Annotated in this window: 17 protein-coding genes and 2 pseudogenes; 7 read left to right on the forward strand and 12 right to left on the reverse strand. The window is 62.2% G+C overall.

From position 1 onward, the window contains the following. Window positions 1-505: 505 nt before the first annotated feature. The 5 genes and pseudogenes from BM113_RS02205 to BM113_RS02220 all read right to left on the reverse strand — a co-directional run. Window positions 506-798 (reverse strand): annotated as a pseudogene (locus BM113_RS02205) (hypothetical protein); the annotation flags it as partial. A gap of 567 nt (window positions 799-1365) precedes the next feature. Next, complete coding sequence (locus tag BM113_RS21750; protein ID WP_143095797.1) at window positions 1366-2352, reverse strand: hypothetical protein; 987 nt, start codon at window positions 2350-2352, stop codon at window positions 1366-1368. A gap of 327 nt (window positions 2353-2679) precedes the next feature. After that, complete coding sequence (locus BM113_RS02210) at window positions 2680-3570, reverse strand: sulfurtransferase (RefSeq protein ID WP_089784951.1); 891 nt, start codon at window positions 3568-3570, stop codon at window positions 2680-2682. A 233-nt stretch (window positions 3571-3803) separates the two neighbouring features. Continuing rightward, window positions 3804-5822 carry an AMP-binding protein gene (locus BM113_RS02215; RefSeq protein WP_089784953.1) on the reverse strand — a complete coding sequence of 673 codons (2019 nt, stop codon included), beginning with the start codon at window positions 5820-5822 and terminating at the stop codon, window positions 3804-3806. A gap of 3 nt (window positions 5823-5825) precedes the next feature. Then, window positions 5826-6683, reverse strand: coding sequence for an SDR family oxidoreductase (locus tag BM113_RS02220; RefSeq protein WP_089784955.1), 858 nt, complete (start codon window positions 6681-6683; stop codon window positions 5826-5828). Between the two features lie 155 nt (window positions 6684-6838). Between BM113_RS02220 and BM113_RS02225 the strand changes: the two genes are divergently transcribed. Next, window positions 6839-7555, forward strand: coding sequence for a helix-turn-helix domain-containing protein (locus BM113_RS02225; protein ID WP_089784957.1), 717 nt, complete (start codon window positions 6839-6841; stop codon window positions 7553-7555). 96 nt (window positions 7556-7651) lie between these two features. Further along, window positions 7652-8515, forward strand: a complete 864-nt coding sequence (locus BM113_RS02230; protein WP_177209076.1) for a CPBP family intramembrane glutamic endopeptidase — start codon at window positions 7652-7654, stop codon at window positions 8513-8515. 15 nt (window positions 8516-8530) lie between these two features. On the opposite strand, the gene BM113_RS02235 is transcribed toward BM113_RS02230, so the two are convergent. The 5 genes from BM113_RS02235 to BM113_RS02255 form a co-directional block, all read right to left on the reverse strand. Beyond that, window positions 8531-9265, reverse strand: coding sequence for an ABC transporter ATP-binding protein (locus tag BM113_RS02235; RefSeq protein WP_089784961.1), 735 nt, complete (start codon window positions 9263-9265; stop codon window positions 8531-8533). Beyond that, the gene (locus BM113_RS02240; RefSeq protein ID WP_089784962.1) at window positions 9262-10035 is read right to left on the reverse strand and encodes an ABC transporter ATP-binding protein; all 774 of its coding nucleotides are present in this window, start codon (window positions 10033-10035) and stop codon (window positions 9262-9264) included. Before BM113_RS02240 ends, BM113_RS02235 begins: the two co-directional genes overlap by 4 nt. Before the next feature lies 1 nt (window position 10036). Then, window positions 10037-11179 (reverse strand): branched-chain amino acid ABC transporter permease, encoded by a 1143-nt coding sequence (locus BM113_RS02245; protein WP_089784964.1) that lies wholly within the window; start codon window positions 11177-11179, stop codon window positions 10037-10039. Next, the gene (locus BM113_RS02250; RefSeq protein ID WP_089785554.1) at window positions 11176-12153 is read right to left on the reverse strand and encodes a branched-chain amino acid ABC transporter permease; all 978 of its coding nucleotides are present in this window, start codon (window positions 12151-12153) and stop codon (window positions 11176-11178) included. Before BM113_RS02250 ends, BM113_RS02245 begins: the two co-directional genes overlap by 4 nt. 99 nt (window positions 12154-12252) lie before the next feature. Then, window positions 12253-12555 (reverse strand): hypothetical protein, encoded by a 303-nt coding sequence (locus BM113_RS02255; RefSeq protein WP_245757957.1) that lies wholly within the window; start codon window positions 12553-12555, stop codon window positions 12253-12255. Between the two features lie 129 nt (window positions 12556-12684). Here BM113_RS02255 and BM113_RS02260 point away from each other — a divergent pair, with 129 nt between their 5' ends. Further along, window positions 12685-13929 (forward strand): RNA-guided endonuclease InsQ/TnpB family protein, encoded by a 1245-nt coding sequence (locus BM113_RS02260; protein ID WP_089784965.1) that lies wholly within the window; start codon window positions 12685-12687, stop codon window positions 13927-13929. Window positions 13930-13942: 13 nt separating this feature from the next. Here BM113_RS02260 and BM113_RS02265 read toward each other — a convergent pair. Then, window positions 13943-14398 (reverse strand): annotated as a pseudogene (locus tag BM113_RS02265) (ABC transporter substrate-binding protein); the annotation flags it as partial. Between the two features lie 137 nt (window positions 14399-14535). On the opposite strand from BM113_RS02265, the gene BM113_RS02270 reads away from it, so the two are divergent. The 3 genes from BM113_RS02270 (at window position 14536) to BM113_RS02280 (ending at window position 19638) form a co-directional block, all read left to right on the forward strand. Further along, on the forward strand, window positions 14536-14853 hold the full coding sequence (locus BM113_RS02270; RefSeq protein WP_089784967.1) for a DUF7518 family protein: 318 nt from the start codon (window positions 14536-14538) through the stop codon (window positions 14851-14853). Window positions 14854-14990: 137 nt separating this feature from the next. Next, entirely contained in the window at window positions 14991-18575 is a 3585-nt protein-coding gene (gene smc / locus BM113_RS02275) for a chromosome segregation protein SMC (protein ID WP_089785556.1), read from the forward strand. After that, window positions 18568-19638, forward strand: a complete 1071-nt coding sequence (locus tag BM113_RS02280; RefSeq protein ID WP_089784969.1) for a segregation and condensation protein A — start codon at window positions 18568-18570, stop codon at window positions 19636-19638. The genes smc and BM113_RS02280 overlap by 8 nt, the downstream gene beginning before the upstream one ends. A 1-nt stretch (window position 19639) precedes the next feature. On the opposite strand, the gene mtnP is transcribed toward BM113_RS02280, so the two are convergent. Continuing rightward, a complete protein-coding gene (gene mtnP / locus BM113_RS02285) occupies window positions 19640-20497 on the reverse strand; it encodes an S-methyl-5'-thioadenosine phosphorylase (protein WP_007142443.1) in 858 nt (285 codons plus the stop codon). 1360 nt (window positions 20498-21857) lie between these two features. Between mtnP and BM113_RS02295 the strand changes: the two genes are divergently transcribed. Beyond that, entirely contained in the window at window positions 21858-23084 is a 1227-nt protein-coding gene (locus BM113_RS02295; protein ID WP_143095798.1) for a hypothetical protein, read from the forward strand. Window positions 23085-23404 lie beyond the last annotated feature (320 nt).

Raw genomic sequence — 23404 nt, forward strand, 5'->3', positions numbered from 1 at the left:
GGCAAAGTATGCCACCAACAGTTGATAGACTAATAATCAGAAGTTACCTCTCGTGCCTTGTACTATTCCTCGGTACCCGTATGGCACCGTGGCGAGTCGATAGTACACTCGGGAGAGTTCTGAACGAATAGTAAAGGTCGATGTCCCTCGACTTGAAATAATACACGCACACAACCGTCTTCATCTGACGAGGTGAAACTATTCTGTCCGTTGCCACTACTGTGATCTACGACCAGCGTAATTGGTTCATCTGGCCAGACACAATCGGGACGCCAGTCCGTCTCTGGGGGGATTTCATGCTCCCCTATATGCAATATGTCTCCAGTGTTTTCGCTCTCGATACTGAATTCCACCGTTACAGGACTGGTAAGGGTGTTAAGAATAACCACGCCCTGTACCGTCGCATACTCTTCGGCGTCAGTAAACAAACACCCTGCCGTTGAACTGATCCCAGCACTTGCAGCACAACCGATGAACTCGCGCCGATCCATATCAACAGCTAGTTCTATGTAATCAAATATTCTTTGTTCGTTCTTGTGAAGATTATTGGCGAGTCATAGCGCAGTTTTGAGGCTGTTTTCAATGCCCCTCTCCCTGGTTTTGATAAACTTGACGGCGGAGTTGGAACGCTCTAAGGTATGACGTAAGCTTGTCCTTGGAGACGCCACGGTGGGGCAAGAACCAGAATCGTGCCAGCGATCCATGGCTCTCGCAGGTGTTAACGTGAGCGTCTCTATCAACGTACTCACCATCATCGTGCACGATATATTCGCGGCTGAATGCGTCGTTTTCATCTATAGTAGTCGTTAGAACTTTCTGTTCAGATTAATAGACGTAGTGGATCATTTCGACGAAATCTCTATCGAAAAATTGCAAAACGTTTTCGACAACGTGGAAGGAAAGAAACCGATACAACCGCTTTGTTGAAGCGCAGCCGTTGAGGGCGACTTCCGTAAAAACGAACTGAGGATCAACGGAAGGTGGTCATGACCAGTCTACTTGAAATGGAGGCTAGACTTGAGCGCCGCTATTCAACAGAGCAATCGATCCCGCTCTTGATCAACTTTCGCTTCCAAGGGCGAATAATCATTTCTGATGACCCTTCTAGTTTATATAATTTTCTCGTCGTACGGTTTCTCAGTATGCTGTTTTGCTCGTAAGAACCTACGAACCCCTACGCTGATACCCATTAAATCTCTTGACAGCACTGCATCTCATTCTCAGGTCGGTCGCTACTCACCATTGTAGTCCCACTCCCGAGACTGCTCGCTGACCTCGTCAACGTGCTCAAGACCGATTAAGAGCACGGTCTCACCAAAGACAGGCTTACTGAGTGATCTATTGGGTGTGACAATGGGTGCTGGATCAGATTTCTTTTACCAAGGGATCACTGTCTATTTTGTATAGTGGTCCTTCATCTAGTAATTCTTCTGGCAAGTTTTTCTCTCTAACTTCCGCTTCGGACAACTTTGTTTTTGAGTAGGACTGTGGCCTCACATCTCCGTCTTTATTAAAACCATGTATTTCATACTCTTTGTCTAACTCCGCCGCTGAACGGGGGTAAAAATCGGAACAATCTTCTAATCCCTCTGAGCATCTATTAGTAATTCCTATCTGATTTAGCTCAAGTGTGAACTCATACGGGATCTCAGTATCACTATGAGATATCACGACTGCACGAGCATAGTGTGAAATAGCACTGAAGTCTGATGGTGAGGGATTATCATCATTCCATAAGTATTCGACATAATTATCTCCATCTTCCTCTTCCTCTCCAATGACATCTAACCCGGTAGATACGGCTTCTGCAGCAGTCACTGCTGCACTTGCCTTGGTATTTGCGAGTCCTATTGCACCAGATAATATCGTAAAACCAAGATCGGAGACATCAGATTCAGAATCACCAGCGGCTGCATCGGGTGCAACAAGTATTTGGTCAGAGTGTCCAGTAGAGAACAGGGACGCTTCGCTAATATTTAAACTGAGCCCATGCGTTTTAATAGCTTGCCTATCACAGTCTGGTGAAGGTTTGTCTGGATTAGGGGCTGACTCAATATATCCACCAACTCCAATGTCAAAGAAAAAATCGCCGCTACCAATAAAAACGTTATTAATATGGATTTCTGAATTAATTCGAACGGTCTCATTACGACTTACCACTACTTTCGATGCCGAGTCCTCAGTATCTTCGTCACTAAATTCATCTTCATCACCATCGTCAGCCCAGTCTGGTTCACAAAACCTGTCGTCTGAGGCAGTAGCGATACCTGCTATACCAGTAGTAGCAACCGATCCAGGCACCATCGTCAATAGCTTCCTTCGATTAATTTTGTCTCGCATTCCAAAAGACATTACCATAAGTCACCATTTCAATCTTTACTTTCATGAGAATTCTTCTCATATAAAATTATTTACATTTGGATATTTATACTATTATTGGCTTAGTTTGGATTAAAATTCTGAACTAATCGTCGGTGTTGGGAGTTAAGCTGGAGAAGTTCAGATAATATTGTAAGAGGTTCGTCGGAACGCTCCATGGTGTCTGAATCCTGATGAGTGACAGAATTTTCTGGAGACAACCAATCATCTGGCTCCATCACCATTCGGGCCGGTGTCAAGGGCTCTGGCAATTCACCAGTATCAACCGGAGACGTCGCGCCGAGCGACGGGCCGACGCGATTACTCCGCGTCGCCGGTCTCGATCGGCGCGCGGATGAGGTTGCCCCACTCGGTCCAGGAGCCGTCGTAGTTCTCGACGTCGTCGAAGCCGAGCAGTTCGTGGAGCACGTACCACTCGATCGAGGAGCGTTCACCGACGCGGCAGTAGGTGACGACCGACTGGTTCTCGTCGATCCCGACGTCCTCGTAGAGTTCGCGGAGTTCCTCGGGGTCCTTGAACGTCCCGTCGTCGTCGTTCAGCACGGTCGTCGTCGGCACGTTCTGGGCTCCGGGGATGTGGCCGCCGCGCTGGGCGGTCTCCTGGAGCCCTTCGGGCGCGATGACCTCGCCCGTGAACTCCTCCGGCGAGCGGACGTCGACGAGCGGGACGCCCGACTCGATCGCCTGTTCGACGTCGCTTTTGTACGCGCGGATGCTCTCGAACGGCCCGCGGGCGTCGTACTCCACGGCGGAGAACTCCGGCTCGTCGGTCGTCAGCGGGTAGTCGTTTTCGACCCAGTAGGGCTTCCCGCCGTCGATGACGCGGACGTCTTCGTGGCCGTAGTACTTGTACTGCCAGTAGGCAAAGAGCGCGAACCAGTTGGGGACCCGACCGCCGCCGTAGAGGACGACCGTCGAGTCCTCGGTGATCCCCGCTTCGGCGTTCAACTGCTCGAACGCCTCCTTGTCGAGGATGTCGCGGGTGACCGGATCGCTCAGGTCCTCCTCCCAGTGGAAGAAGATCGCGCCCGGAACGTGGCCGTCCTCGTACGGCGTGTACTCCGAGTCGTCGGTTACCGTCGGGTTGTTGACCTCGAGCAGTCGGTAGTCGGGGTCGTCGGACTGGAACTCGTCTAAGTGGTCCTCGACCCAGTCCGCCGTGACAAGTGCGTCGGTGTCGTGTGCCGTCATACAACACCACCATACGACCCCCTCCCGTATAACTATGTCAATAGTAGTACCCTTCTCCGTCGTCGATGACGCGGGCTCGAGGGCCTATCGGCCACCAGCGGGGCAGGCAGCGGCGGCTGGTGGGGTTTGGCAGGGTCAGGTCCCGTCTCGAGCGTGGGTGAAAATTGCCGGTCATCTCGTCCGGGGCGTGCGGTTCAAAAGGGGTCGGTGATCGTCGGATCAGCCGTCGTCGTCTACTGTGGGTTCTCGAGTTTCTCCAGCGCCTCGGGGTTCTCGATGCTGCTCATGTCCCCCAGGTCCTCGCCGACGTAGGTGGCCTCGATGGCGCGGCGGATGATCTTGCCGGACTGGGTCTTCGGGAACTCGTCGACGAACAGCACCTCGCGCGGACGGAACGGCTTGCCCAGTTCCTCGCCGACCTGGGCGCGCAGTTCCTCCCGCAGGTCGTCCGTCGGTTCGTAGTCCTCACCGAGGATGACGTAGGTGACGACGGCGGTGCCGGTCGTGTCGTCCGGCGCGCCGATCGCGGCGGCCTGGTTGACGGCGTCGTGGTCGATCAGTGCCCCCTCGACTTCGGCGGGGCCGACCTTGCGACCGGCGACGTTCAGGGCGTCGTCGGCGCGGCCGTGGAGGAACCAGAAGCCGTCCTCGTCCTTCTGGGCCCAGTCACCGTGGTCCCAGACGTCCTCCCAGGTCGACCAGTACTCGTCGAGGTACCGCTGGTCGCCCGACCACAGCGACTTCGTCATCGAGGGGCAGGAATCGCGGGCGACGAGGTAGCCCCGCTCGTTCTCCTCTTTGATCGACTCGCCGTCGCGGTCGACGATGTCGATGTCCATACCGAGTCCCGGCCCGCCGAGCGTACAGGGCTTCAGCGGCTCCGTCGGCATCGGCATCAGGAAACAGCCACAGATCTCGGTTCCCCCGGAGATGTTGATGATCGGGGCTTCCCCGTTGCCGACGTTCTCGTAGAACCACTTCCAGGACTCCGGGTCCCAGGGTTCGCCGGTCGATCCCAGCAGACGCAGCGAGGAGAGGTCGTGGCCCTCGAGCCACTCGTCCCCGTGCTTTCGCAGCGCACGGATCGCCGTCGGCGAGATGCCGAACTGGGTCAGCTTGTGCCGGTCGATCATCTCCCAGAACCGGTCCGGCTGGGGATGGTCCGGCGCGCCCTCGTACATGAAGACCGTGCCGCCGAAGGTGTGGGTCCCGATCAGCGTCCACGGCCCCATCATCCAGCCGATGTCCGAGACCCAGAAGAACCGATCGGCGGGCTTCAGGTCGAACCCGAAGTACAGTTCCTTGGCACACTGGACCTGAACGCCCGCGTGGGTGTGGACGATCCCCTTCGGCTTGCCCGTGGTCCCCGAGGAGTACAGCAGCATCGACTCCTGGCTCGAGTCCACGGCCTTCGTCTCGTAGTCGTCGTCGGCCGACTCGACGGCCTCGCCCCACCACTCGTCGCGGTCGTCGGTCCAGGGGATCTCGTGTTCGTTCCGTTTGTCGCTCGAGCCGAGCCGGTCGAAGACGATGGTGTGCTCGACGTGGCCGGCCTGTTCGATCGCCTCGTCGGCGGAACTCTTCAGGAAGACCGGATCGCCCCGCCGGAGGAAGCCGTCGCCGGTAAACAGCACCGAACACTCCGAGTCCTCGATCCGGGTCGCGGCCGCGTCGACGCCGAAGCCGGAGAAGATGGGGACGGCGATCGCGCCGACCTTGAAACAGCCGTAGAGGATCGAGACGACCTCCGGGACCATCGGCATGTAGAGGCCGACGGTGTCACCGGTCCCGATCCCGCGCTCCTCGAGGGCGTTCGCGACCTTGTTCGACTGCCGGTGGAGTTCGTGGTACGTGACCTCCCGGACGTCGCCGTCCTCGCTCTCCCAGATCGTCGCGACCTTGTTGCGCCGTTGCTCGTCGACCGCGGCGTGGCGGTCGAGGACGTTGTGTGCGAGGTTGAGTTCGCCACCGGGGTACCAGTCGGTGAACTGGGGCCCCTCGCTGTCGTCTCGCACCTCGTCGTACTCCTCGTAGAACTCGATGTCGAGGTAGTCGACGATCTCGTCCCAGAACCAGTCGACGCCCGACGCGTCGACCCCCTCGAGGTCCGTCGTCGTCCGCTCGATAAGTTCGTCGTAGCCGTCGATCCCGTACTCCTGCATGAACTCGTAGACGTTCGTCGACTCGACGAACTCGTCGCTCGGTTCGTGGACGATCTCGTCGACGTCCTCGAGTGCGGTGTCGCCTGTCATGGTTCACTCGTACGTTAACGTCATACCCCCATCAAACAACAGGTCACCGCCGTTGAGGTGTCGCCCGAGGTCGGAGAACCCGATCAGGAAGAGGTTCCCGACGTCGATCGGCTCCATCATCTCCGTCGTCCGGGCCTGGCCGAGCATGACGTCCTCGATCACCTCCTGGACCGAGATACCGCGCTGTTCGGCGGTCTCCTCGAGCTGGGCCGTCACGAGCGGCGTCTTCACGTAGCCGGTGCTGACCGAGAACGAGCGGATCGCGCCCTCCCCCTCGGCTGCGATCGACTGGGTCAACCCCCGGAGGCCGAACTTCGAGACGTTGTAGCCGACCTTGTCGCTGGTGACGTAGTGGCCGTGGACGGAGGCCATGTTCCCGACACAGCCCTCTCCGTCCTCGGTCTCCCGGAAGTGCGGGAGACAGAGCTTCGAGAGGTACAGCGGGGCCCGGAGCATCACCCCGTGCATCCGGTCGTAGGTGTCCATCGGGAAGTCCTCGATGGCGTCGATGTGTTGCATTCCGGCGACGTTCGCGAGGTACTTGAGATCGCCCAGTTCGGCGGCCCGGTCGACGATCCGCTCGAGGTCGTCGTCGACGGTGAGGTCGCCCGCGATGGGTTCGACGTCGCCCTCGAGCCCCAGTTCCTCGGCCCGGTCGACGGTGCCCTCGAGGCCCGCCTCGTCGACGTCGGTGGCGGCGACGGTCAGGCCGTTCCCCGCGGCCGCAAGCGCGGTCGCGCGCCCGATTCCCGACCCCGCGCCGGTGACGAGACAGACGTTCCGGCCGGCAAAGGAGTCGTCGGGAATAGTGTGGATGTCGTCGCGTGAGACGGACGGCGGCGTTACCTGTTGTTGAGGCATGCTCGTATGCCGTATCGACGACGGACACGGGGTAAAACACGTGTGTTAACATATCAACAACCGTCTCTCCCCGCGAAATCGGCCGCGCTCGAGAAATGACAGCAAAGCGTATAATGAGAGGTATTAAGTCCTTGTATGGTAGTTACCACCAATCAATGATCGATCTCGATATCGACATGCGGCAGTACGACTGCCCGTTCATCGACACCACCGACGACGTCGATATCGCGTTCTCGGCCGTCCAGTGGCAACTCGACACGAGCGCCGAGAAACTCGAGACCCGATTGATCGCCGAGGGGGAGTCGACGGGGGCGCTCGAGGACGGGCTCCGGACGCTGCGGTCGCACCCGAACATGGCGGAGTGTTACATCCTCTCGAAACGGGAGAACGTGGCTCAGATCGGGACGACCATCGAGCAGACGAACGCGATGCGGACGATCCAGCAGAACGACGGCTACATCACCGGCCCGTTCCGGATCGAGGACGGCCGGGAACGCTGGCACGTCGGCTTCGACGACGACGACGCCGAGGATCGGACCCTGGCGGAACTCGAGCGACACAACGACTACAACGTCGAGGACCGCGACCAGTTCGACCCGGCGACGCTGTTCGACCTGCTCGAAAACTCCGAGAGCGCGACGACCCTGCTCGAGGGCTGTCGCTCGCTGACCGAGACCGAACGCGAGACGTTCGAGACGGCCGCCCAGCGGGGGTACTACGAGACGCCGCGGGACACGACGCTCGCGGAACTGGCGGATCACTTCGACGTCTCGAAGACCGCCGTCTCGATGAACCTCCGGCGGAGCGAACGGAAGATCCTGCAGGGGGCACTGTCGGCGCTGGATCAACTGGCGGGGAACGACGAGCTCTGAATCCGACCGCCCCCGATCGAGTCCCAGTATCCGCCGGTTCGCACGACGAAACGTTTCGGTGTAATTACTTTTCCTCGTACCGTTGGCCGGTACATGGTGGGTACGGAGCTCCTGTCGCGCCGGCCGGCGCTCTCGTTCGTCGCGGTGACGTATCTGTTCTCCTGGGGGATCTGGATCCCGGCCGCCGTGACGATCTCCGAGCCCGGGATGCTGTTCGGAGCGTTCGTCGTCGGGGCCTTCGGCCCGGCGATCGCGGGCGCAGTCATGGTCGTCGCCACCGGCGGACGCCTCCGCGCGTGGATCCGGGACATGCTGCGGTGGCGGCTCCCGGCCCGGTGGTACCTCGCGGCGCTCGGGCTCCCCTTGCTGTTCGTGGTCGTCGAGACGATCGTCTACGCCGGGATCGGTGGCTCGCTCGCGCCGACGACGCTTCCCCGGCGACTCGCCGTCTGGCTCGGCGCGTTTCCGATCGCCCTGCTGCTGACCGGCGGGAACGAGGAACCCGGCTGGCGCGGGTTCCTCCAGCCGCGCCTCCAGCGGACGTACGGCGCGCTGACGGCCGCGCTGGCGGTCGGCGCGGTCTGGACGATCTGGCACGTGCCGATGGACGTCATGATGCCGCCGGCGCTTGATGGCGGCGGGTACGACGCGAGCGACGCCCTGTCGCGGATCGCGACGCTTCCGCTGGCGGTCGTATACGCCTGGCTATACAACTCGACCGACGGGAGCGTGGTCGTCACGATGCTCTTTCACGCCGGCTGGAACACCTCGCAGACGCTCGTGCCCGCAGGGTTCTCGAGCGAACTCGCCGACACCCCCCTGGTGACGGCCACTCGGGTCGCAGCGTTGCTGGTGCTCGTCGCCTTCCTGCTGGTGGCCTACGATCGCGAGACGTTGGCCGACGGCGACGCCCACCGCGGGTCGGGGGTCGACGGAAGTGGGACGGAGTCCCGAGCCTGAGCGGCCGGCGGATCGTCACTCGCCGCCGCCCTGCATGAGCATCTGGATCTCCTCGTCCTCCGCGAGGACCTCCGGGTCGCCGCTGTCGACGATCTCGCCGCGCTCGATCACGTACATCCGATCGACGATCTCGGGCACGTGACTCGCGTTCGACTCCGCGACGAGCACCGAGATGTCGCGATCGATGATCTCGCGGATGTAGCGTTTGAGGTTCTCGACGACGACCGGGGCCAGCCCCTCGAGCGGTTCGTCGAGGATGAGCAGATCGGGACGAAGCGCCAGCGCGCGACCGATCGCGGTCATCTTCCCCTGGCCACCGCTCAGGTTCTGCACCTCGGCGTCGCGCCGATCCTCGAGTTCGGTGAACACGTCGAAGACGTCCTCGACGACGGCGTCCTCGTCCTCGATGCCGCGGGCGTCACCCGACGTCCAGATCGGGAGCCGGAAGTTCTCCTCGACGGTCATCCCGGTGAACAGCTCACGACCTTCCGGCTGGTAGCCGATCCCGCGTTTGGGAATCAGTTCGGGCCGGAGATCGAGGAGTTCCTCGCCGTCGAACCGGATCGAGCCGCTCGCCACGGGCGTAAGCCCCATGATCGACCGGAACGTCGACGTCTTGCCGGCCCCGTTGCGGCCGACCAGCGCGACCGCCTCGCCGTGGCCGACCTCGAGGTCGATCCCGTGGGTGACCTCGAACCCCTCGACCATCGCCGAGAGGTTCGAGACCTCGAGCAGGGGGTCGTCGCTCATTCGTCCACCCCCAGGAGGACCCGCCGCAGTTCGGCGTCGGTCTCGAGCAGCGAGGGGGCGCCCTCCCTGAAGACGCGGCCCTCGTGGAGGACGACGAGCCGGTCCGCGTACTCCTTGACGAGATCCATGTCGTGTTCGATCGTCACCGTGGTGACGTCGTCGGCCTCGCTGGCCTCGACGATGGTCTCGATGACGTACTCCTTCTCCTGGGTGGCGACCCCGGAGGTCGGCTCGTCGAGCAGCAGGTACTCGGGCTCGAGCCCGAACGACATCGCGACGTCGAGCAGTTTGCGGTCGCCGTGGGGGAGCGTCTCGGCGACCTCGTCCTGGATCTCCTCGAGCCGGAACTGCTCGAGAAGGTCGTCGACGGCCCGCTCGACGTCCTCGTGGCCGTCGTCGACCGTCCGCATGCTCAGGGTCCTGCCGTGTTCGGAGAGGACCGCCACGCGGACGTTCTCCCGGACGGTCATCTCCTCGAAGACGTGGACGATCTGGAAGCTCCTGACGAGCCCGGAGTTGACCCGGTCGGCCGGGGGGACGTCGGTGATCTCGTGCTCTATCGTCGAGCCGTTCTCCTCCTCGTGGACGACGACCTCGCCCCGATCGGGTTCCAGCAACCCGGTCAGCAGGTTGACCAGCGTCGTCTTCCCGGCGCCGTTTGGACCGACGATAAACACCATCTCGCCCTCGGTCTTCCCGAACTGGAGCGAGACGTCGTCGGTGGCGCGCAGTTCGCCGAACTCCTTTCGTAACTCGCGTGCTTCGAGCATCTCAGTTCACCCCGAAGATGATGATTCGAACGGTGGTTATCGCGCGGGTCACGCCCTTCCTGAGCGATCCGAGGACCAGTTTCACGTCCTCGAGGAACAGGCCGGGGTCGTCCCGCCGGCGCTCGAGGCCGCTCCCGATCATCGGCAACGACCCCAGGATGCCCTGGGGCAGGAAGAAAACCACCGCGAGCAGGACGATCCCGGTCAGTGCGTGGTAGTACTCCACGTAGAACCGGGCGATGTTCAGCAGGTAGACGAGGACGATCCCGCCGACGATCGGCCCGGCGAGGGTGTTGACCCCGCCGAGGATCGCCATGAACAGGATCTCGCCGGAGACGAAGGCGTACAGCACCGGCTCCGGGCGAACGTGTAGCTGGACCATCCCGAACAGCCCGCCGGCCAGGCCGCCGTAGATCCCCGAGAGCGTGAACGCGATCCAGACGTACTTCTCGACGGGGATGCCGACGAACCGGGCCCGCGTTCGGTCCTGACCGATGGCGTCCAGCGCCCGTCCGAACGGCGAGTTGACCAGCTTCCAGGTTCCCAGCAGCATGACCACCAGGAGGAGGATCGTGAAGTAGTAGAGCACGATCTCGTAGGCGGTCGTCCCCAGGTCGAGCCCGAACAGGGCCGGCGGGTTCAGCCCGTCCGGCCGAACCCGGAGCCCGTCGCTGTAGTTGAAGAACTGGCTCTGGATGACGAACGCGAACAGGACCTGGTTGAACGCGAGCGTCAACAGCGCGAAGTAGATGTCCAGGTAGCCTGCCACGAAGTAGCCGACAAGCAGCGCCAGCAACGTCGCCACGGCGATCGACGCCGCGAGCAACACGAGCCCGCTCGAGACGTCGTAGTGGGACGCGAGCACCGCGGCGGTGTAGGCCCCGGCGCCGAAGAACGCCGCGTGGCCGAACGAGACCAGCTCCGTGTGCCGGAGCAGCAGGTTCAGCCCGAGCGCGGCGATCCCGAACAGGATCCCCTGGTGGAACACCGCGAACGAAAGCGGCGTCACGCGAGCGATGTCGGGGACCGCGAGGAGGAAGCCGATCCCGACGACCGCGAGGAGCGCCTCGTTCCGGGAGAGCTCCATGCCCTCCATCAGCCGGAGGTGGGTCCGGCCGTCGCGTTCGACGAGGAAGCGACTCATTCGATCTCACCCCACGTGCCGTAGAGGCCTTCGGGCCTGACGAGCAACACGAGCACCATCAGGATGAACGGCGCCGCCAGTTCGAGTTGCGGGTAGTACGGCGTGACGACGCGGCTGGTGACGCCGACCAGCAGCGCGCCGACGAGCGCCCCCTTCAGGCTGCCGAGCCCGCCGATGACGATCACGACGAACGACAGCACCAGCGGGTCCAGCCCCATCTCGAGGTAGGCCGTGCTCGGGCCGATGCTGACCATCGCACCGCCGAAGCCGGCGAAGAACGCGCCCATCGCGAACACGAGGGTGAACGTGCGGTCGGTACTGACGCCGATCGCGGTCGACATCTCGCGGTTGATCGCCGTCGCGCGGACGATCCGGCCGGTCTTGGTCCGGTCGAAGAACCAGACCAGCCAGCCGAACACCGCCAGGCCGACCAGGATGACGATGACGTTGTACGACGGGTAGCTGATCCCGACGAGTTCCGTCGTCGGGATCGCGTTGAGCTCCCTGAAGACGCCCGCCTCGAGCGGCGCCGGCCCCCAGACGAACTTCATCACGTCGACCAGCACGAGCAACAGCCCGTAGGTCAACAGCAGCTGGTAGACCTCGTCGCGGTCGTCGATCGGCCTGACGAACACCGCCTCGATGGCCGCGCCGACCGGCAGCAGGACTGCGGCCGCCGCGAGCGAGCCGGCGAGGACGACGATCCCGAAGACGACCGCCGTTACCGTATTCGTCGGCTCCGCGATCAGCCCGGTGAGGAAGCCGACGACGCTGAACACGGAGAACGCGCCGAGCGCGTACAGTTCGCCGTGGGCGAGGTTGAGCACGCCCAGCACGCCGAAGATGATCGTCAACCCCGACGCGATCATGAACAGGATGAACCCGTAGTAGACTCCGTTGAGCGCGTGCCGTGCGAGCGCGCCGTCGACTATCGCCGGCAGCGCCGCGTCGGCAGCGGGGAGCGCGCCGAGCATGGTCACGACCACCTCCCGCTAGCTGTGCCGACCCGTTCGTCGTGGACCAGTAAATTCGGTGTCATGACTGCAGTGATAGTAGTGAGCACTGGGAACGGGTCACCACCCCTGGATCCAGTCCCGCGACGTTTCGCCCGGCGGCGGGGACACTTCTTCGGGAGCGAACACCGAGACGTCCTCGAGGGCGGCGGCACCGTGTTCGTCCGACCAGGTCAGTTCCCCGAAGTGGGCGTTCGAGTAACACTGGTGATCGGTGGACATGGTGTGGTACCCTGCCGGGGTGTAGAAGCCGTGGTTCTCGAGTATCGTCGCGAGTTCCGCCTGTTCGGGCCACCTGCCGAGCAGGTCGACCGCCTTCTCGGCGGCCGTCGCCCACGCGGTCACCGCGCCGTAGCCGCTCATAGCGGTAACAGCGCGGAAACCCACCCCTTCAGGGGTGGGAGGAAGCGCGTACACTCCGTGCGACAACCCACCGACTACGACGGGGCCGACTCCCCAATGCTTTTGAACCACCGAGTCTACATATGATGTATGGAGAAGCGGCGAACTGTCCCCGTGAAACTCGACGTGGACAGTGACGACGCCGCACTTCTCCGCGACACCGTAGACGAGTTTCTGTGGGCCGCCAACTACGTCACACGCCACGCTTTCCAAGGCGAATACGTCACGACGAGCAAAACCACGCTCCACGACGACACCTACGAAGACGTACGCGACGAAACAGCGTTGCACAGCAATCACGTCCAAGCCGCCCGAAACAAGGCTGCTGAAGCCTGCAAGAGCGTGGTCAAGAAGTGGAAAAACGGCAAGAAAGCGTCGAAGCCGTATTTCACCAGCCCCCACCTCGTCTACGACCACCGCACCGCCACCTTCCACGACGAGTACGTGTCGCTGGCGACCGTTGACGGTCGCATCGAAGCCGACTACGTGCTTCCTAATGAGGAGCGAGAGACGCCTCACGCGGAATACTTCTTCGCGGACGAGTACGAAACTACGGGAGCCGAACTGCACTACTCGAACGGCAACTGGATGCTCCACATCCACTGCAAGAAGGAAGTGGAGTCCGACACGCCGGAACAGGATACCACCGAGAACGGAACGGTTCTTGGGGTAGACCTCGGCGTGAACAATCTTGCAGTTGCCTCGACTGGTACGTTCTGGACGGGCGACGAGTTCGACCACTGGCGGCGAGAATACGAGAACCGGCGTGGAGACTTACAGGAACACGGGACGCGGTGGACGCATGAGAATATGCAGGCTGTTGGTCGGAAAGAGGAAGGCCGATTCAAGATAACGCTCCACCGTATATCGAACGAGTTAGTCAGCGAAGCCCGCGAACACGGCTGTTCGGTGATAGCGTTCGAAGACTTGACGGACATTCGTGAACGCACTGGTGCGTCGTGGGAACACAAGTGGGCGTTTGACTGCCTCTACGACTACGTCGAGTACAAAGCCGCCGAGTACGGCATCGACGTAGAGCAGGTTGACCCGGAGAACACGTCACGGCGTTGCTCTGAGTGTGGGTTCACGCACCCGGATAATCGTGAGAGTGAATCGTTCGAGTGTCTGAAGTGTGGATACGAGAACCACGCCGATTACAATGCGGCGAAGAACATTGGATTGCGGTATCTCCGCCGGAACCAAACTGGCTCCGGTGGAGGCGCACCCGTAGGCGTGCGCTTGAACAGCGGGACGCTGAACGCGAACGGAGAGTATGAGCCTCCTGCCGGAGATTCGGCCAGAGCGGGAGTCCACGCTGAAAGCCCACGGCTTTAGCCGTGGGTTAGCTTACGTCGTTGGCCGAGCCGTAGAGAACCGGTCCGACGAGCACCTCCGTGTTGTCGAGCATGTCGTTGGCCTGGGCCTGCTCGAGCAGCAGCGTCGCGTCCCCGCCCCAGCAACTCGAGAAGACGACGTCCGGCTCCTCGCTGTTGATCTCGGTGATGTGGGCGGACATGTCGTCGGTTCCCAGGTCGGGGAAGCCGCTGTAGACTTCCTCCGCGCCGGTGAGCTGTTCGATCCCCAGCGAGAAGATCTCCATCTCGTCCTGACCGAACGCGTAGTTGGGGTTGATCCCGGCGTAGGTATCGATCCCGTCTTCCCCGAGGAGTTCGACGGCCTGCGTGACCGCGGCCAGCGCCTCCATTACGTCGTGGTTCTGGAACCGGAACGAGTAGGTCACGTCCGTGAAGTCCTCCTCGTACAGCGTCGTCACCGTCCCGTCGGTCGAGACGTTGATCACGCCCTAGTGATCGACGACCGATCCGGTCGGGACGTCGTTCGACCTCTCCGGGACGGGAGCGCCGTCGTGACCCGGCAAGTACCAGAACGTCTAGCTGTGTCTGACGTACGTTTATGTAAGAGGGAACGGGCCTAGTGGATATGTCGAACAACCGCGTCGAGCAGCTCGAATCGACGGTCGCGGAACTCGAGTCGACCGTAGAGGGACTGACGGACGAGCTCATCGAGGCGAAAGAGCGAATCCGCGTCCTCGAGGCCGAGCTCGACACCGAGACGCCGACGCGCGTCCCGGACCGACGAACCGACGATGAGGACCAGCCGGGTGACGAGACGCTGACCGCGGAGGCGGAACCGGACGACGTCGCGGAGGCGGCCGCCAACGCGGACACGGACGCCGACGTCGACGGTAACGGTGACGAAGCGGAAGACTCAGGTAGCGACGACATTATCGTCGCATAACTGCACGGCGACCGCGGGACCGCGTACGATCGGGGATGCCGGTGCCGGCGTTCGATACGTTCGATCCGGCCGTTCGCCGCCCGCGAACGGCACCCCACGCTCCCGCCGGTCGACGTTCGCGTCACGGAGAGAAGAGCATGTACATCAAGGCAGTCGTTCTGGACAATTTCAAGAGCTTCGGTCGGAAGACGAAGATTCCGTTCTACGAGGACTTCACGGTGATCACCGGGCCCAACGGCTCCGGCAAGTCGAACATCATCGACGCCGTCCTCTTCGCGCTCGGGTTGGCCCGCACCCGCGGGATCCGCGCGGAGAAACTGACCGACCTCATCTACAACCCCGGTCACGATGACGGCTCGAGTTCTAGCGGCCCCCGCGAGGCCGTCGTCGAGGTCATCCTCGACAACAGCGACGACACCCTCACCCGCTCGCAGGTGGTCAACGCCGCCGGCAGCGAGGACGTCGGTGACGTCGACGAGATCCGCATCCGCCGGCGGGTCAAGGAGACCGAGGACAACTACTACTCCTACTACTACCTCAACGACCGCTCGGTCAACCTCTCTGACATTCAGGAACTGCTTGCCCAGGCGGGGGTCACGCCGGAGGGGTACAACGTCGTCATGCAGGGCGACGTCACCGAGATCATCAACATGACGCCACACGCCCGCCGTGAGATCATCGACGAGATCGCGGGCGTCGCGGAGTTCGACGCCAAGAAGGAAGACGCCTTCGAGGAACTCGAGACCGTCGAGGAACGGATCGACGAGGCGCAACTCCGCATCGAGGAGAAACGCGGGCGCCTCGAACAACTCGAGGACGAGCGCCGGACGGCGATGCGGTACCGCCGGCTGCGCCGCGAGAAAGAGGAGTACGAGGGGTACAGGAAAGCGAGCGAACTCGAGGAGAAACGCGAGGAACTCGAGGCGACCGAGGCGAAGATCGACGACCTCGAGGACGAACTCGCGGACCGGAAGCGGGAACTCGACGAACGCGAGGGGGCCGTCGTCCGGCTCCAGGAGGACCTCGAGGACCTGAACGCCGAGATCGAGCGCAAAGGCGAGGAGGAACAGCTCCGGATCAAAAGCGAGATCGAGGAGATCAAAGGCGACGTCTCCCGGCTCGAGGACAAGATCGAGGCCAGCGAGGAGGCGATCGAGGAGGCCGAGTCGGATCGCCGCGAGGCCTTCGTCCAGATCGACCGCAAGCAGGAGGAGATCGAGGAACTCGAGGACGAGACCCGCGAGCACAAACTCGAGAAGGCCTCGATCAAGACCGAGATCCAGGAGCGTGAGCAGGAAAAGGAGCGACTCGAGGCCGAGATCGAGGCCGTCGACACCGAGTTCGACGAACTCAAGGCCGAACTCGCCGAGCGCAAGGACGACCTCGAGGCGGCAAAAACCGAGAAGAACGACCTCCAGCGCGAGCAGGACCGCCTGCTGGACGAGGCCCGCCGGCGCTCGAACGCGATCAGCGAAACGGAGGAGGCGATCGAGGAGAAACGCGAGCGCATCCCCGAACTCGAGGACCGGCGAAGCGACCTCGAGCGCGAACTCGAGAAGGCAGAGAAGAACCGCGCGAACATCGCGAGCGTCGTCGACGACCTCAAGGCCGAGAAGCGGCGCCTCCAGTCCGACGTCGACGAGGTCGACGACGAGATCCAGGCCAAACAACAGGAGTACGCCGAACTCGAGGCGAAAGCCGGCGAGAGCGGCGACTCGTCGTTCGGCCGCGCGGTGACGACGATCCTCAACTCGGGGATCGACGGGGTCCACGGCGCGGTCGCCCAGCTCGGAAACGTCGCGGGCGAGTACGCGGTCGCTTGCGAGACCGCGGCCGGCGGCCGGCTCGCGAACGTGGTCGTCGACGACGACGTCGTCGGCCAGCAGTGTATCGAACACCTCAAGTCCCGGAACGCGGGCCGTGCGACCTTCCTCCCGCTGACGGACATGAGCCAGCGGCGGCTCCCCAACGTGCCCAGCGATCCGGGGGTCGTCGACTTCGCGTACAACCTCGTCGATTTCGACGACCAGTATGCGGGCGTCTTCTCGTACGTGCTCGGGGACACGCTCGTCGTCGAGGACATCGAGACTGCCCGCTCGTACATGGGCGACTACCGGATGGTCACCCTGGACGGCGACCTGGTCGAGAAAAGCGGCGCGATGACCGGCGGCTCCGGCGGCGGCTCCCGCTACTCCTTCACCGGCGGCGGTGAGGGCCAGCTCGAGCGCGTCGCCAAGCGGATCACCGAACTCCAGGAGAAACGCGACTCGCTGCGCGACGACCTGCGCGACGTCGAGGAGCGGCTCGACGATGCCCGCGACCGCAAGACCGACGCCGCGGACGAAGTCCGCTCGATCGAAGGGGAGATCGAGGACCTCGAGGACGAACGCGATGCGATCGAAGGGGAGATCGAGGACCTCGAGACGGAACTCGAGGATCTGCGCGAGGAGCGTGACTCAGTCGACGAGCGGATGAACGAGATCTCGGCGGAGATCGACGAGCGAACGGCCGAGATCGAGGAGATCGAGGCCGACATCGCGGAACTCGAGGCCGAACTCGAGGACTCGAAGATCCCCGAACTCACCGAGCAGATCGAGGAACTCGAGGCCGAGATCGACGAGCGCGAGGACCGCATCGACGACCTCGACGGGAAGATCAACGAACTGACCCTCGAGAAGGAGTACGCCGAGGACGCGATCGAGGACCTCCACGACGACATCGAGGCGGCCCAGAACCGCAAGGCCGAACACGAGGAACGCATCGAGGAGTGTGAGGCGACGATCGAGGAGAAACGCGACGAACTCGAGGCCAAACGCGCGGCCGTCGAGGAACTCGAGGAGGAACTCGCGGAACTCAAAGAAGAGCGCACCGACCTCAAGGAGGAACTCACCGAAGCCCGGAAGAAACGCGACGAGCAGCAGAACCGCGTGGATACGGTCGAGAGCAAACTCGAGGGCGAACGCGAGCGGGCCGGCGACCTCGAGTGGGAGATCGAGTCGCTGGAAGCGGAAGTCGGCGACTACGACCCCGAGGACGTCCCCGACCACGATACGGTCCTCGAGATGATCGACCTGCTCGAGTCGGACATGGAAGCGATGGAGCCGGTGAACATGCTCGCGATCGACGAGTACGACGAGGTCCGCGAGGACCTCGAGGAACTCGAGGAGGGGAAGGCGACGCTGGTCGAGGAGGCCGAGGGCATCCGCGACCGGATCGAACAGTACGAGACCCAGAAGAAGGCGACGTTCATGGAGGCCTACGAGGCCATCTCGGACCACTTTACGGAGATCTTCGAACGACTCTCGGAGGGGACCGGTTCGTTGCACCTCGAGGACGAGGCGGACCCCTTCGACGGCGGGCTGACGATGAAGGCCCAGCCGGGTGACAAGCCGGTCCAGCGCCTCGATGCGATGTCCGGCGGGGAGAAATCCCTGACCGCGCTGGCCTTCATTTTCGCGATCCAGCGGCACAACCCGGCCCCGTTCTACGCCCTGGACGAGATCGACGCCTTCCTCGACGCCGTCAACGCAGAGCGCGTCGGACAGATGGTCGAGGAACTCGCCGCGGAGGCGCAGTTCGTCGTCGTCTCCCATCGCTCGGCGATGCTCGATCGCTCCGAGCGCGCGATCGGGGTCACGATGCAACAGGACAACGTAAGCGCCGTGACGGGGATCGACCTGAGCGGCGACAGCGATCCCGAGGAGGTGCCTGTCAGTGACTGAGCGCGACTCCGACACCGACGGTCGAGCCGATCGCGACGAGTTCTACACGGACGGCGGTGACGAGATCCCGCTGAACATCGCCGGGCACGAGGACCGCGAGCGACCGGGGGAGTCGGCCGACGACGATGGGGACTCCGTCCTCGAGTTCTCGGAGGACGAGGCGCTCGAGGCGTCCGGTTCGGCCGATTACGACGACGGGGGTGTGGACGGGGACGGCGGTGAAGACGGAGACGGAAATGGAGACGGAGACGACGAAACGGTCGAACCCGTCGAACTCCTCGTGCAGCTCGCCGAAAACGGGGAAATCGACCCCTGGGACATCGACATCGTCCACGTCACCGACCGGTTTCTCGACGCCCTGGACGAGGTCGATCTCCGGACGTCCGGCCGCGCGCTGTTCTACGCCAGCGTCCTCTTGCGGATGAAAAGCGACGAACTGTTCGCCGCCGAGGAACCCGACGAGGAGGAGGAACTCCCTCCCTGGGAGGCCCCCTTCGCCGACGACGGGGCGATGGCCGGCGACGCCGACGAGGATCGTCCGCCCGGGTTCGACCCCGTCGAGAACCTCGAGGCCGAGATGGAACGCCGCCTCGAGCGCAAACACGCCCGCGGCAAGCCCGAGACGCTGGACGAACTCGTCCGGGAACTCCGCAGCGCCGAACGTGACAGCCGGTGGAAGGAGTCCCGAAGCTACGACACGAGCGATTCGCCAAGCGGGTACGACCGTGGCGTGCAGGAACTGAGCTACCGCGGGGCCGACGACATGCGCGCCGGCGACGAACCGACCAGCGACGACGTAACCCATACGACTCACGAGGAGGACATCGAGGACGTCATCGACGACGTCGAGGACGAACTCGCCGTCCACTACGACCAGGGTCGCGACGAGGTGCTGTACGCCGAGATCGACGATGCGGGCGGTTCGCGCGTAATGACGTACCTGGCCCTGCTCTTTCTCGCCCACCGGGGCCGGGTGACGCTCGAGCAGGACGACCTGTTCGGCGACCTCTGGATCCAGCGGGTGTCGGTCGAGGCCGAACCGGAAGAAGCGATCGCGGATTGAGTTACTCGAGGTACTTGCCGGCCAGCAGGTCGACACGCTCGCGCGTCTCCTCGGGGATCGCGTCGGCGGGCGTGTTGATCGTCCCCTCGAGCGCCGACCAGGCGTCGCTCTCGAAGTCCTCCGGCATGGTCCGGATCGCGTGTTCGACGACCCGGTTGATCGCCTCCTGGTTCGCTTCGGCGTTCTCGAGGACCTCCTCCAGGGTGACCTCGTTGTCCGCCTTCCAGACGTCGTAGTCGGTGACGCCGGCCACGGTCGCGTAGCTCAGTTCGGCCTCACGGGCGAGTTTGGCCTCCGGGATCGCCGTCATACCGACGATGTCCCAGCCCTGGTCGCGGTAAAACTCGCTTTCGGCGCGGGTGGAGTACTGTGGGCCCTCGATGCAGACGTAAGTGCCGCCCGCTTCGGTCTTCGTGTCCTCGGTGGCCTCCTCCGCCGCGGTCGCGAGGTGATCGACCATCTCGGGGCAGTAGGGGTCGGCAAAGCCCATGTGGACGACCATCCCGTCGCCGAAGAACGAGGGCTGGCGGTGTTTCGTGCGGTCGAAGATCTGATCCGGCACGACCAGCGTCCGCGGCGGCAGATCCTCGCGGAGGCTGCCGACCGCGTTGGTCGCGATCACGCGGTCGACGCCGACCGACTTGAGCGCGTAGATGTTCGCCCGGTACTGGGCGTCGGTCGGCGTGTGCTGGTGGTCCTCGCCGTGCCGGGGAAGAAAGGCGACGTCCTTACCGGCGAGTTCGCCCAGCGTGACGGCCTCACTGGGTTCGCCGTAGGGCGTCGAAACCTCCTCTTTGCGGGTGTTCTCGAGTGGCAGTGCCTCGTAGATACCGCTACCGCCGATGACGCCGATGGTCATACCCTCCCGTCGGACCGGCAGTACCGTAAACAGTCGGGTTCCCGTCACGCCCCGACCCACGGTCCGTCGACGAACGCGAAACGGCGGCAGGTTTCCTCTCGTATTCCGGCAGCGTCGCCGATCGGTTTCGATGGGGTCCGGCCATCGCATTATCTATCATTAACTTTTATGTATAAGTGGTTCGTAGCCCGTGGTACATGCACCACGCGTCGGTCGTACCTGTATCCGTATCCGTAGGCCCCTAACTCGTTTCTGACCCCTCGAACCGAACGACGACACACCGCGCGACGACCTCACCGATCCCGACCGACATGAGTACACGCAACTACCGAACCGAGACCGCAGCACCGACGAATCAACGAACCGCCTCGTCCGCCACGTCTGGGACGAAGAACGAACCCCCCAAGACGGGCTCCGATCACCAGTCGGCTCCCCGGACGTCCGCGTCCGAACTGGCTCCCCAAACCTTCTCAAAGGGAAGAACGCGTCAACTCGAGAACCTCATCGACGAGTGGAACTCGGCATTCCTGGAATCGGACGCGGACACCGGGGGTACGGATCCGGACGGACCAGGCGACGACTGATCGAACACTTCGATTGCTTTCGCATTCGGCCTCCCTCCACCCCGACGCGGAGATAGGGGAAAATGAGATCCATCGTTTGTACGGTCGATCCGCCGTTCGATACTCGTCAGTCACCATCTGAGATACCGGCTTCAGGCCACAACTGCATCAAGCAGTGATGAATGGAGTTACGATGGCCTACCGTGCGATTCGAACGCGAGATGGTGGTGACTTCTCCTCGAAAGGACTGCCTTCACGGCCAACTTCAGTTGCCGAGAGCAGTATTTCAGTCGTTGTGGATATTAGGGCCGTTCTTCAGCTATTTTCACCCATCGAACAGATCCGGCACGTGCTCCCGTACCGTATTAGTAAGCTGAATTTTCCGGCCGCGAGAAATTCGATTGGGGAGACAGTCTTTCTCTCGTTACGCTCGTTCTCTCGAGGAGGGTTCGACGGTTAGGACTGTCGTTCAAAGCGGTAGTTCACTGATCACAAAACGTCCGTTTGGTGGAGATGTCGGCAGCGCCGGCCCGGTGGTATCTCCGTCGGTGGCCGGAAAAGCACCCATGACAGACGAACATCGCATTTCCAGGCGGCGGAGTCTCAAAGGTATCGCAGCAACGGGCGCCCTCGTCGGCGGCGTCGGTTTCGGAGCAAACACAGTTAGCGCTGGTGAAAAGAAAGACGGACACGAAACCGGCGACGAAGACGGCATCACGAAGGTCGAATTTAACGAGTGTTACTCGACTACGGTTTACTTTGACGAGGAGTTCGTCACACCAGCCGCTGACGGATACGTGGAAGTCCCGATCACGGCGAAGGACGGCTCCCTCACGATCTCGTTAGCCGGTACGACGGACAACGCTATCCTGTTACCCACCGAGGGCGGGAACACCTACCTGGCGATTCCGACCCTCCGTCTGGACGAGGACTACCTCGAACTCGTCGTTCAAAACGACGACGACAGTACGCGATCGATCAAGATTCCCGTCGAAGGCAAGACGGAGGATGCGATCACGGTCCCGTACAAGCTGAAAGACGGTTCGTACTACAAGATCCCGCTCGAGGGCGGAGGATACATGAAACTCCCCGCAGTGGGGAAGAAGGCAAAGTCGATCAAGATCCCCGTCGACGACGGGATGGCGACGTTTCCCGTACACGATGACGAAGGCGGTTTCGTTCCGGCACAACTCGTCCGCAGAACAGACGACTATCTGAAGCGCATCCGGGTGCGAACCTACAACGCCACACGGGGCCGAATCGAGACCGTACAGAAAACGGTCACCGCGGACGACTTGCGGGTGTATCAAAAACCCGATGGAAGTACCGCATACGCGTGGACGTTCAACGTCTTCCAGTTCTACGATTCGCCACTCGGAGATGGAGACAAGATCCTCTCGGTGACCGCTAACGGGAAGACGTTCGACAACCCGAACGACTGCGGATCGAAACCATCGAAGGGTCACGATTACGACAAGGATGGAAAAGTCGACCTCGGGAAGGTTTCCCTGATTCCCGTCTGCGTCGATGCGGAAACGGATATGGCTCGATTCCGAGTCGAAAACGGCAACGAGAAGCCGATTACCGTGGTTTACGGGGTCGACGACACCAGTATTACGGGTCAGGTCACCGTCAAACCGAAGAGCACGACTTACTTCGAAGTTCCCGCACCGGACGGTGAAGCACTCGTCGGAATCTTCTACGACGGCGAACAGATCGACGCCGCCCGGAGTGCGACCGAAACGGCGTGCATTCCCAGGGACCGTCTCGGATTCGACGCTCGTTGCTACGACCCCGATGCGAAGAAAGCGCGGTTCTACGTGCGAAGCGGTGCCCACGCCGAGAAGACCTTCGTCTACCGGGTCGCCGAAACCGGGGAGACTGGGACGGTTACGATTCCCGACGACCTCACCAACGCCGAAGTCTTCTGGGTCACGGCACCGGACGGCGAAGCGACGGTGACGCTGTATTACGAAGGCCACCCAGTCGCGACGGCGACTGTCGATCCGAAGGAGCACTGTTAGCGGCCGACTGAGTGGGCAGTCTCGCCGGAAGTGCCGGTCCGTTTCCGACACTACCTGCGAGCAATCCATTCCAGTTCCGCGGCTCGTCGTATCGGTTTTCATACTGTCCGACTTATCGATGTCCTCGAGTCGATCCAAACGGTCTTTGATCCGGCTCCCGTAGCGCCACCCGGCCGATGACGATGCACCCGCTCCGAGCCGGACTCGGCACCCGGTGACGACGAGCCCTATGAGTGCCGAGGCCCCATTTCTGACATCAGATTTCGCGAAATGAGTTTACATCGTCCAGAAAAGTGGGGTGTTGGAGTATATTTCTGGAC

Source organism: Natronobacterium haloterrestre (assembly GCF_900112205.1).
Lineage (GTDB): Archaea > Halobacteriota > Halobacteria > Halobacteriales > Natrialbaceae > Natronobacterium > Natronobacterium haloterrestre.